Raw genomic sequence first — 4,077 nt, 5'->3', positions numbered from 1 at the left:
TGAGCTTCACCTAGCTAAAACTGGCTTTGTTTGACCGACTTTTGCAAGAGGTCTAATGAAAGAATCTGTTTTTGAAGCGCATTAATCGGTGTGATGAAGATGGTAGAATCAGGGAGAAAATAGAGAGTTAAATTACAAAAAGCCTTAAGCATTTGTTCAGCAGATGGGCGGTCAGTTTTTCGCTTTGGATTGCCGTCATAAAGACCAGCCAAAGATTGTTGAGTTTGCTGAAGAGCCAACCGAACTACAAACTCCATCAGGGTAAATACGCGCAAAGCTATGTTCAACACGAACATCAAGCCAGTGATTCGGTATTGGTTTTGAAAGTAAATGGGTAGGGCTGGCAAAGAACCCCTTTTAAAACGGTGAAAACCGCGTTCCAAAAGCCATTCATCTCGATAATACATGACGGCTTGTGGTAAGGTCAGTTTAGTAGGTGACGCATTGGTAACGTACAATCGCCATCCAGCTAAGGTTTCTGAAAGCTTAATCGTGTCATCAATCTGTTGAATATGAAGCTGAACAGATATGCTAGTGACTTCCTCAGTCGGAGAGTTTTTTGATGGTCTCCCTCGTCCGATATGGCGAGTTTGTTTAGTGACAACTTCTGTAACCTGGGTTGAGAAGAAATCGTTGACACGATAGCGCTTGAGAATGTTTTCGACTTTATGGCTGAGTTGCTCGCGATCATCTGATGGTTTTGCTGCTAATTTCTTGAGAGCAGCCATCGCAGTATTGATGCGTTGCTGTTGACCACGGATGACAGATGCTGCAAGGCTTTGAGAATAAACTACCAAATAGCGTTCGTGCCAACGCACCCACTTGTTGGTCTGTGGATTTAACCACAACTTCCCTAACTCTACTTCAAAACCCTTCCCGACAGCAGGTTCCTGCTCATCCTGACGAGGTAAACGAATTTCCACTCTCTCTGCTGGTGGGTCGAGCACCCATTGTTTTAGTTGTTGGGGATGTTGCCCATTCATGGCTACAGGTACGCAATAAATTCCTCCATTTGCTGCAATAGTGGCGCGAGTTGCAATGGCCCCTGCTTTACAATCGGCGATGAAGACAAACTTTTTGTGTCCAATCACTTTTACCATTTTTTGCCATGTTGGTAAATATAATGGGTCATCGGCTCCATTACCTTCAAGGGTAGCACTAACTAATGGCATTCCCATTGGGTCAAGGGTTGCCAGTAATTGACGGTATTGCAACAAATCAGGACGTTTATCTTTGGAGTAGCCGTAACGTAGTAGGTTTTCTTCTGATGGTTCTCCCTGTTGATGATTCACGCTAAAACTGCTTGTATCACTTCGTACTACTTCTGTAGGTAGTTCGTAAGCACGAATTAGATGTCGTCCTAACTTTACCTCTATTTCCTGCCTTGCCTCTGACTGCAAGCCTAACTCTTCTACTACCTTTGCCAATCGGTCGTCACTGCAATCTTTTTCCCCTATCGACCACCCCGTACTTAACTCTAAAATCTGTCGATGTGCCTGTACCCAAGATTCCACAGCACACAACCGATGGTCTGACTGAGTGATTATATATGTCAATAACAATACACTCAATTGACCGTAGTTCAAGCCTTTGTGGTTTCCGTGTAGGGGACGAAGTTTTTGGTCAATACATTTGGCTATCTCCATTTTTTTTAGCCATTCCACTACCACGGGAATATCATCAATTCTCTCAGAATCAATTTTTACCTGTTCTTTTTCCATCATACGCACACCCCCTCCAGAATCTGTTTGACAGATTACAGGAATTTGGTGCATCATCAGCGATCGCCCGATTCCTTTCCCCTCAAACGATTAATTCCTCTTCGACTCTAAAAATCAGCGAACGTACAGTTCTGATTTCGTATGGAAGTAAAAAGGGCACTCGCTTTTTCGATTATTTGTACCTATCGAATAAAGAGCGCACCCCCGTTTGGTCACGCGGACAAGAGAACCAATTGCCTTTCCCATCACTATTTAGTTGAGGAATCAGCTTTGCTCCAGACATACTTTTGACAGGTTTTTTTAGCATCCCTGGCTTCCTGAGTTTTAGGCTTGACAAGGACAGGGTGGTCGCGCAATCTGTCGCACGCTACCTGAAGCCAAGTTTTCCAATCGCCGCCTTGCCACAACCGCACTGTCCCGTCCTCACCGCCACTAACAATCCTCTGCCCATCTGGGCTAATGGCGACAGACCATACACCACCCTGATGTCCGCGCCAGGGAGCACCGATGGGATTGCCCTTGCTGTCCCACAACCGCACTGTCCCGTCAATACCACCACTAACAATCGTCTGCCCATCGGGGCTGAAGGCGACAGACCATACACCACCTTGATGCCCGCGTCCGAGAGAGCCAAAGGCATTGCCCTTACTATCCCACAACCGTACTGTCCTATCAAGACCGCCACTAACAATCCTTTGACCATCAGGGCTGAAGGCGACGGATTTGACTTCATAACCCTCATGTCCGCGCCAGGGGGAACCGATGGGATTGCCCTTGCTGCCCCACAACCGCACTGTCCCGTCAATACCACCACTAACAATCGTCTGCCCATTAGGACTGAAGGCGACAGACCAGACACTACCCTGATGTCCGCGTCCGGGCGAGGCAGTGGCATTGCCTTGGCTGTCCCACAACCGCACCGTCCCGTCTCCACCGCCACTGACAATCTTCTGCCCATCGGGACTGAAGGCGATGGACTTGACACCACCCTGATGCCCACGTCCGGGGGAGCCAATGGGATTGCCCTCGCTGTCCCACAACCGCACCGTCCGTGCGATTCGTTGTTAACTGAATCTTGGTAACCAGTCCGTAAATAAGTTAACCAACCCTCCAAGGGTTGAACTCTGGAAGAGATGAGAGTGAAAACCTCTCCCCTTAAGCTCAAAGGTGACTCCTTATCTGCCCACAGCGAGCAAGCTCGGAATCTTGCAGACTGAAGCTGGGAACAGGGCGCAATCAGACGGCTGTTATGGGCTGACACTGGCGCTAACAGGGAGTGTACAAGATGAAACATAGCCTAGAAAAGCAACCTAGCGGTGAAGCAGGGCATAACTAAAAACCCTGACTTGGTTAGAGTAGAATTCTCGCTGATAATTGGTCGGATAAGCAGCAAAGAGCAAGAGAATCTAACGGTTGAAATGGCTACATCTGACGACACACAACAATCTAATCCAGGGAACGAATAAAAACGACTCTAGAGTTTTGGGGAGGTCGAACCCCAAATAGGTCAGACGAGAGACGGAACCCCCTAGAGACGGGTAGGATGCGGCGTAATTGCTGCAAGGTGTTTAGAAGATAATCAGATGAGAGTAGACTATGATTAGACACAGCAAAGATGCTAGTGAATTATGGAAAAAGTCACCTTGGAAAAGGTTTCGTAAGAACGTATTCCGGCTACAAACACGGTTATTTAATGCAGTTAGAACTGGTGACCTGAGTAAAGCTAGGTCTTTACAGAAACTGATTCTAAAATCCTTCTCAGCTAGAATGCTTGCAATTAGACAAGTAACTCAGCTAAACGCTGGAAAGAAAACAGCAGGAATTGACGGTAAAACCGCACTCACCTTTGAGGAACGATTTGAACTTGAACGGCTATTAATGACCAATTATCATAACTGGCATTCTAGCAAACTAAGGGCAATCCCAATCCCAAAGAAAGACGGAACAACCAGACTGCTAAAAATCCCTACTATTGCAGACAGAGCTTGGCAGTGTCTAGCTAAATACGCACTAGAACCAGCACACGAAGCAACCTTCCACGCCAGAAGCTACGGTTTCAGAACTGGACGCAGTGCACACGATGCACAAAAGTACATTTTTTCAAACCTAAGGTCTAACAGCGACGGAATCAATAAAAGAGTCATAGAGCTTGATATTGAAAAATGCTTCGACAGGATAAGCCACACCTCTATCATGGAAAAACTAATAGCACCATCAAGCCTAAAAATAGGCATCTTTAGATGTCTAAAGGCTGGCGCTAACATTGAATTCCCTGAACAAGGAACGCCACAAGGCGGAGTAGGTGTGCTACGAAGCACTTAGTGGTATTGCTTACGGTCATTAGAAAATAGGAGGT

2 protein-coding genes and 1 pseudogene are annotated in these 4,077 nt (G+C 46.6%); 1 reads left to right on the top strand and 2 read right to left on the bottom strand.

Annotated elements, in window-relative coordinates:
- Window positions 1–14: 14 nt before the first annotated feature.
- A complete protein-coding gene (locus DP117_RS34040; RefSeq protein ID WP_248277970.1) occupies window positions 15–1,724 on the bottom strand; it encodes an IS1634 family transposase in 1,710 nt (569 codons plus the stop codon).
- 245 nt (window positions 1,725–1,969) lie between these two features.
- The gene (locus DP117_RS34035; protein ID WP_339381164.1) at window positions 1,970–2,767 is read right to left on the bottom strand and encodes a WD40 repeat domain-containing protein; all 798 of its coding nucleotides are present in this window, start codon (window positions 2,765–2,767) and stop codon (window positions 1,970–1,972) included.
- A 550-nt stretch (window positions 2,768–3,317) separates the two neighbouring features.
- Between DP117_RS34035 and DP117_RS34030 the strand changes: the two are divergent.
- Window positions 3,318–4,022, top strand: a pseudogene (locus DP117_RS34030) (reverse transcriptase N-terminal domain-containing protein); the annotation flags it as partial.
- Window positions 4,023–4,077: the final 55 nt, after the last annotated feature.

The organism is Brasilonema sp. UFV-L1 (assembly GCF_012912105.1).
Lineage (GTDB): Bacteria > Cyanobacteriota > Cyanobacteriia > Cyanobacteriales > Nostocaceae > Brasilonema.
This window is presented reverse-complemented; position numbering and strand designations above follow the sequence as displayed.

What these genes read in the sequence shown, in the direction of transcription:
- DP117_RS34040 (WP_248277970.1), bottom strand. Translation starts at nt 1,724, where the DNA reads ATGATGGAAAAAGAACAGGTAAAAATTGATTCTGAGAGAATTGATGAT.